This is a genomic window from Priestia sp. YIM B13551, assembly GCF_042787905.1.
In the GTDB taxonomy this organism is placed as follows: Bacteria; Bacillota; Bacilli; order Bacillales; family Bacillaceae_H; genus Priestia.
Genome location: NZ_JBHZOX010000005.1, coordinates 362,545 through 370,419 on the forward strand (window position 1 = coordinate 362,545; position 7,875 = coordinate 370,419).

Annotated in this window: 5 protein-coding genes and 1 rRNA gene; all 6 read left to right on the forward strand. The window is 36.9% G+C overall.

The features are described from left to right. The first annotated feature begins 171 nt into the window (after positions 1 to 171). The gene (dnaN, locus tag ACFX4N_RS23495; RefSeq protein ID WP_013054821.1) at positions 172 to 1,308 is read left to right on the forward strand and encodes a DNA polymerase III subunit beta; all 1,137 of its coding nucleotides are present in this window, start codon (positions 172 to 174) and stop codon (positions 1,306 to 1,308) included. Positions 1,309 to 1,408: 100 nt separating this feature from the next. Beyond that, positions 1,409 to 1,624, forward strand: a complete 216-nt coding sequence (yaaA, locus tag ACFX4N_RS23500; RefSeq protein WP_192100738.1) for a S4 domain-containing protein YaaA — start codon at positions 1,409 to 1,411, stop codon at positions 1,622 to 1,624. Positions 1,625 to 1,638: 14 nt separating this feature from the next. Beyond that, positions 1,639 to 2,757, forward strand: a complete 1,119-nt coding sequence (gene recF, locus ACFX4N_RS23505) for a DNA replication/repair protein RecF (protein ID WP_013054823.1) — start codon at positions 1,639 to 1,641, stop codon at positions 2,755 to 2,757. Between the two features lie 240 nt (positions 2,758 to 2,997). Next, positions 2,998 to 4,914, forward strand: a complete 1,917-nt coding sequence (gene gyrB, locus ACFX4N_RS23510) for a DNA topoisomerase (ATP-hydrolyzing) subunit B (protein ID WP_013054824.1) — start codon at positions 2,998 to 3,000, stop codon at positions 4,912 to 4,914. 126 nt (positions 4,915 to 5,040) lie between these two features. After that, entirely contained in the window at positions 5,041 to 7,551 is a 2,511-nt protein-coding gene (gyrA, locus tag ACFX4N_RS23515) for a DNA gyrase subunit A (RefSeq protein ID WP_013054825.1), read from the forward strand. Between the two features lie 264 nt (positions 7,552 to 7,815). Then, a 16S ribosomal RNA gene (locus tag ACFX4N_RS23520) occupies positions 7,816 to 7,875 on the forward strand; the annotation flags it as partial.

Consider the following 7,875-nt stretch of genomic DNA (forward strand, 5'->3'; position numbering starts at 1 on the left):
ATTTTGTGTATAAGTGAGTTAGGATTGTACACAGTCTGTCCACATGTGGATAGGCTGTGTTCTCACGTTTTTAGGGGTTATCCACATTTCCACAGCCCCTATTACTACTACTATCTTAAAATATAATAAATAATAAGCTTTTAAACCTACTTTTAAGGAGGATTAATTATTATGAAATTTATCATACAGAAAGACTATCTAGTTCAAAGCGTTCAAGACGTTATGAAAGCTGTATCTTCTAGAACAACAATTCCAATTTTAACGGGGATTAAAATTGTAGCGACTGAAGAAGGTGTTACCTTAACAGGAAGTGATTCCGATATCTCGATTGAATCGTTTATTCCAAACGAAGAAGAAGGAAAAGAGATTGTTGATATCCAAAAACCAGGAAGCGTTGTTCTCCCAGCTCGTTTCTTTAGTGAAATCGTAAAAAAGCTTCCTAAAGACATTGTAGAATTAGACGTCCAAAGTCACTTTTTAACAATCATTCGTTCAGGAAAAGCTGAATTTAACTTAAATGGTTTAGATGCAGAAGAGTATCCTCATTTACCACAGATCGAAGAAAACAACATGTTTAGATTACCGACAGACTTATTAAAAAACATGATTCGACAAACTGTCTTTGCGGTGTCCACCTCAGAAACACGACCTATCTTGACAGGTGTAAACTGGAAGGTCGATGGCAAAGAATTAACGTGCATTGCCACTGACAGTCATCGTCTAGCTTTGCGAAAAGCGACCATTGAAACTGGAAATGAAGCAACGTATAATGTGGTTATTCCAGGTAAAAGTTTAAGTGAATTCAGTAAGATCCTTGATGATTCTCATGAATTAGTAGACATTGTTATCACGGAAAATCAAGTATTATTCAAAACAAAACATTTACTATTTTTCTCAAGATTATTGGACGGAAATTATCCTGATACTTCAAGATTGATCCCAGCTGATAGTAAAACGGATGTTATATTGAACGTAAAAGAATTCTTGCAATCGATTGACCGCGCTTCTTTATTAGCTCGTGAAGGAAGAAACAACGTAGTAAAACTATCTACGCTGGATGAAGGAATTGTTGAAATCTCTTCTAACTCTCCTGAAATCGGAAAAGTAATTGAAGAGGTACAAAGTCAGTCTATCTCAGGAGAAGAATTAAAAATTTCTTTTAGCGCAAAATATATGTTAGATGCATTAAAAGCGCTCGAAGGAACAGATATCAAAATCAACTTCACTGGTGCGATGCGTCCATTTGTCATTCGAACATTAGAGGATGATTCAATGCTGCAGCTGATTTTACCAGTGCGAACATATTAAATCTCAGAAAGCTACTAGCATGCCGTACTAGTAGCTTTCTTTTCTCAAGGAGAATTATTTAGTAAAATAGAGATACATCATTAGAAAGTGAGAGAGTCGCATGAAAACAGAGGTTAAAATTTCAACTGAATACATTACGCTTGGCCAGTTTTTAAAATTAGCAGACGTCATTCAAACAGGTGGAATGGTAAAATGGTTTTTAGGTGAGCACGAAGTATATGTAAACGGGGAGCTAGAAGAGCGCCGCGGACGTAAATTATATGCAAATGACGAAGTGGATATACCGGCTGCAGGATCATTTGTTGTTATTACTTAAAGTTGGTGAAACGTTTGTATATTAAAGAAATTACTTTGACAAATTACCGAAACTATACGAAGACAACGATTCCTTTTGAAAATAAAGTAAACGTCATTTTGGGTGAAAACGCACAGGGTAAAACAAACGTGATGGAATCGATCTTCGTATTATCTATGGCTAAATCTCATCGTACATCCAACGATAAAGAATTAATTAAATGGGACTGTGAGTATGCAAAGCTATCCGGCATTGTAGAAAAGCATAGAGGACCTGTTACACTGGATTTAGTCATCTCAACAAAAGGGAAAAAAGCAAAATATAATCACATTGAGCAGAAAAAACTCAGTCAATATATAGGGTCAATTAACACTGTCATGTTTGCTCCGGAGGATTTGAACCTAGTTAAAGGGAGTCCGCAAGTAAGGCGCAAATTTATCGATATGGAAATTGGTCAAGTTTCGCCTGTTTACATGCATGATTTAAGCAGGTATCAAAAGATTTTGCAGCAAAGAAATCAATATTTGAAGCAGCTGCAGACAAAAAAACAAACGGATCTTTCACTTTTAGACGTACTTACGTTACAGTTAAGTGAAATGGCGGCGAAAATCTTAAAAAAACGTTTTGAGTTTTTACAGTTACTTCAACAGTGGGCAGAGCCTATTCATAAAGGGATCAGTCGAGACTTAGAAACATTAAAAATTGAGTATAAGAATTCAATTGATGTATCAGAAGATGCAGATTTGTCGAAAATGTTAGAAGCATATCATCAAAAGTTTGATAAAATAAAAAGTAGAGAAATTGATAGAGGTGTCACCTTAGCAGGACCACACCGTGATGATCTTCTTTTCTACGTTAATGAAAAAGACGTTCAAACATTTGGTTCACAAGGGCAACAGCGGACGACTGCTTTATCGTTAAAGCTTGCTGAAATCGAGTTAATTCATCAAGAAGTAGGTGAATATCCAATCTTGCTTTTAGACGACGTATTGTCTGAATTAGATGATTTTCGTCAATCACACTTGCTAAATACCATTCAAGGAAAAGTTCAGACGTTTGTAACGACAACGAGCATTGAAGGAATTCATCACGAGACCTTAGAAAAAGCCGCTACATATCACGTAGAAGCTGGCCAAATTCAAAAGGTCAAATAGCAATTGATCTATCTAAAAACTTTTCGCAAGGCAATCTAACTGAAATATGATATCATTATAGTTTTAAGTCTATATATTTCAACTCGTACCCTCGATTATGAAAATTTTGTGCATAAGTAAACAAATTGCAAATACATTAAAGGCTCCGTATTATTTCCACATAATATTCGAAAAACATAATACAAAATGATAAATACAGCAGTTTGCTGTTAAAAAAAAGTGTAGGTGATACATTTGACGATGGAACAAAAAGAAGTACAAGCATATGAAGCTGATCAGATACAAGTATTAGAAGGATTAGAAGCTGTTCGTAAACGTCCGGGGATGTATATTGGATCGACGAGCGCAAAGGGTCTACATCATCTTGTATGGGAAATTGTAGATAATAGTATTGATGAAGCGCTGGCCGGCTATTGCGATGAAATTAATGTTATTATCGAAAAGGATAATAGTATTACAGTCAAAGATAACGGTCGTGGAATTCCGGTTGGTATTCAAGAAAAAATGGGCAGACCTGCCGTTGAAGTTATCTTAACGGTTCTTCATGCCGGAGGTAAATTTGGCGGCGGCGGCTATAAAGTATCTGGTGGATTACACGGTGTAGGTGCCTCAGTTGTTAATGCACTTTCTACCTCATTGGAAGTGCACGTACATCGTGACGGTAAAGTTCATTATCAAAAATATGAACGAGGTGTACCGGCTGCTGACTTAAAAGTAGTTGGAGAAACAGATAAAACAGGTACTGTTATTCAATTCCGTCCAGACGGTGAAATTTTTACAGAAACGCTTGAATACGATTTTGATACGTTAGCTAATCGTCTGCGTGAGTTAGCTTTCTTAAATCGCGGCATTAAAATTACGATTGAAGACAAACGTGAAGAAGATAAAAGACGTGAGTATCACTATGAAGGCGGAATTAAGTCTTACGTTGAACACTTAAACCGTTCGAAAGAAGTGATTCACGAAGAGCCAATCTATATTGAAGGTAATCGAGACAACATTTCTGTAGAAATTGCTATTCAATATAACGATAGCTATACAAGTAATTTATATTCTTTTGCAAACAATATTCACACATATGAAGGTGGAACGCACGAAGCAGGATTTAAAACAGCGTTAACGCGTGTAATTAACGACTATGCACGTAAAAACAGCGTATTTAAAGACAGTGACGCCAATCTAACAGGTGAAGATGTTCGTGAAGGAATTACAGCTATCATCTCTATTAAGCACCCAGATCCGCAGTTCGAAGGACAAACAAAAACAAAGCTGGGAAATAGTGAAGCAAGAACAATTACTGACTCTGTGTTTGCAGAACACTTAGAAACTTACTTGCTAGAGAACCCTATTGTGGCGAAAAAGGTAATTGAAAAAGGTTTAATGGCTGCAAGAGCAAGAATGGCAGCTAAAAAAGCTCGTGAGCTTACACGCCGTAAAAGCGCGCTTGAAATTTCAAACTTACCGGGTAAATTAGCAGATTGTTCATCAAAAGATCCTTCTATTAGCGAACTCTATGTAGTAGAGGGTGACTCTGCCGGAGGTTCAGCTAAGCAGGGAAGAAGCCGTCATTTCCAAGCTATTTTGCCTTTACGTGGTAAAATTATCAACGTAGAGAAAGCGCGTTTAGATAAAATTTTATCTAATAACGAAATTCGTACAATCATTACCGCTCTAGGAACGGGTATTGGTGACGATTTTGATATTTCGAAAGCCCGCTACCATAAAATTGTGATTATGACAGATGCAGACGTAGACGGTGCGCATATTCGTACGCTTCTTCTAACGTTCTTCTATCGCTATATGAGACAGATTATTGAGCACGGATATGTGTACATTGCTCAGCCGCCTCTTTACAAAGTTTCACAAGGTAAAAAAGTGGAGTACGCGTACAACGATCGTCAATTAGAAGAGGTATTAGCTTCTTTCCCTGAAGGCGCAAAACCAAACCTTCAGCGTTACAAAGGTTTAGGAGAGATGAATCCTGAACAATTATGGGAAACAACAATGGATCCAGAGTTCCGTACCCTTCTTCAGGTGAACTTGCAAGATGCAATTGAAGCTGATGAGACATTTGAAATTTTAATGGGCGACAAAGTAGAACCACGCCGTAATTTCATTGAAGAAAATGCTCAGTACGTAAAAAATCTTGATATTTAAATGAACGGTAATACCCTTTATATTTTTTATAAAGGGTATATAAACGTCAGGATGGAGATAGGTTCTATCCTGCGTTTACATATATATGAATTACTATACTGAACTTCGCGAAGGAGGTTCTTATCGATGTCAGATAAACCAAACTCTCAAATAAGAGAAGTAAATATTAGTCAAGAAATGCGCGCATCCTTTTTAGATTATGCAATGAGCGTAATTGTATCGCGTGCTTTACCAGATGTAAGAGACGGACTTAAGCCTGTGCACCGTCGTATTTTATATGCAATGAATGATTTAGGTATGGGATCGGATAAGCCATATAAAAAATCAGCTCGTATCGTAGGAGAAGTAATTGGTAAGTATCACCCACACGGTGACTCAGCTGTATATGAAACAATGGTTCGTATGGCACAAGATTTTAGCTATCGTTATATGCTAATCGACGGTCATGGAAACTTTGGATCTGTTGATGGAGATGCAGCAGCAGCTATGCGTTATACAGAAGCAAGAATGTCAAAAGTTTCGATGGAACTGTTGCGTGACATCAATAAAGATACAATTGATTACCAAGATAACTATGACGGTTCTGAACGTGAACCAATTGTATTACCTGCTAGATTTCCAAATTTACTTGTAAACGGTTCAGCCGGAATTGCGGTAGGTATGGCGACAAATATTCCTCCGCATCAGTTAGGGGAAGTCATTGACGGCGTTTTAGCTGTAAGTCAAGACCCTGATATCACAATTGCAGAGTTAATGGAGATTATTCCAGGCCCGGATTTCCCAACTGCAGGACAAATTCTTGGCCGCAGCGGAATTCGTAAAGCTTATGAAACTGGAAAAGGTTCTATTATTGTTCGCGCAAAAGTAGAAATTGAAGAACAAAGCAATGGTAAACAAACTATTATTGTTCATGAACTTCCATACCAAGTAAATAAAGCAAAGCTAATTGAAAAAATTGCTGAGCTAGCTCGTGATAAGAAGATTGATGGAATTACGGATTTACGAGATGAGTCTGACCGTTCAGGTATGCGTATTGTTATTGAAGTAAGACGTGATGCAAATGCAAATGTTTTATTAAACAACTTATATAAGCAGACATCTCTTCAAACAAGTTTTGGTATTAATACCCTTGCATTAGTAGATGGACAGCCAAAAGTATTGAACTTGAAGCAATGTCTACAGTACTACTTAGACCATCAGGTAGTGGTTATTCGTCGTCGTACTGAATTTGAACTTCGAAAAGCAGAAGCACGTGCGCATATTTTAGAAGGTTTAAAGATTGCTCTTGATAATTTAGATGCTGTTATTGCTTTAATTAGAGGTTCTCAAACAACAGATATTGCACGTGAAGGATTAATGACGCAGTTTTCGTTATCTGAAAAACAAGCGCAAGCTATTTTGGATATGCGCCTACAGCGTTTAACAGGATTAGAGCGAGAGAAGATTGAAGCAGAATATCAATCTTTATTAGCGCTAATTGCTGAATTAAAAGCTATTTTAGCAGATGAAGAAAAAGTATTAGAAATTATTAGAGAAGAACTAATAGAAGTAAAAGAAAGATTCAATGACGGCCGTCGAACAGAAATCGTAAGCGGAGGAGCTGAAATTATCGAAGATGAGGATCTGATTCCTCGCCAAGATATTGTTATTAGCTTAACGCACAACGGCTATATTAAACGTTTGCCTGTTTCTACGTATAAGAGTCAGCGAAGAGGCGGAAGAGGTATTCAAGGAATGAATACAAACGAAGATGATTTCGTTGAACATCTTCTAACAACTTCTACTCATGATACGATTCTCTTCTTTACAAATAAGGGAAAAGTCTATCGGACAAAAGGATACGAAATTCCAGAGTACGGAAGAACGGCTAAAGGGATACCTATTATTAACTTGTTAGAAGTAGACAAGGGTGAGTGGGTAAATGCCATCATTCGCGTCGATGAATTTGTAGACGATTGGTATCTATTCTTTACTACAAAACAAGGAATTTCTAAGCGTACACCTTTATCTTCTTTTGAGAACATTCGAAATAGCGGACTTATCGCCTTGAATTTAAGAGAAGAAGATGAATTGATTTCTGTTAAATTGACAGATGGTAAGCGCGATATGGTTATTGGAACGAAGAAGGGTATGTTAATTCGTTTTAATGAAAATGATGTTCGTTCAATGGGACGTACAGCTACTGGAGTTAAAGGGATCACTCTCGATTCAGAAGATGAAGTAATCGGTATGGAGATTCTCGAAGAACAATCAGATGTCTTGATCATTACGAAAAATGGTTACGGAAAACGTACGCCGATTGAAGAATATCGTGTACAAACAAGAGGCGGTAAAGGTTTAAGAACATGTAATATCACTGATAAAAATGGTGATGTTGTCGCACTGAAATGCGTATCTCAAGAAGAAGATATTATGCTTATCACAGTAAGCGGCGTTCTTATCCGTGTTTCTGTTTCAGATATTTCACAAATGGGCCGTAACACACAAGGTGTCAAAGTCATCCGTTTAGGAGACGAAGAGTTTGTTTCAACGGTTGCAAAAGTACAAACTTCAGAAGATGAAGACGAAGTGTTAGATGAATTAGATGAACATGAAGAGACAGATATAATAATTGAAGCTGAAGAAACAGAAGAATAAAAAAAAGCCCCTGAAAAAGCAGGGGCTTTTTTTATGTAAAAAAACCTTGCCATAGGCTTTTCATTTTGGTAATATATAAAAAGTCAGCAAAACATATATAACTTTCTTAATAGTTTTAAAAAAGTTATATAAAAGTGTTGACAACGATTCTTATAAAGTGTTATTATATAGGAGTCGCTTTAAGACAAGAGTTCTTTGAAAACTGAACGAAATAGTAAACGTCAACGTTAATTTTTATTTTTTAAATTGAGCAAGTCAAACATTTCTTCGGAGAGTTTGATCCTGGCTCAGGATGAACGCTGGCGGCGTGCCTAATACATGCAA

Coding starts and splice junctions, on each gene's coding strand:
- dnaN (WP_013054821.1), top strand. CDS start 172: ATGAAATTTATCATACAGAAAGACTATCTAGTTCAAAGCGTTCAAGAC.
- yaaA (WP_192100738.1), top strand. CDS start 1,409: ATGAAAACAGAGGTTAAAATTTCAACTGAATACATTACGCTTGGCCAG.
- gyrB (WP_013054824.1), top strand. CDS start 2,998: ATGGAACAAAAAGAAGTACAAGCATATGAAGCTGATCAGATACAAGTA.
- gyrA (WP_013054825.1), top strand. CDS start 5,041: ATGTCAGATAAACCAAACTCTCAAATAAGAGAAGTAAATATTAGTCAA.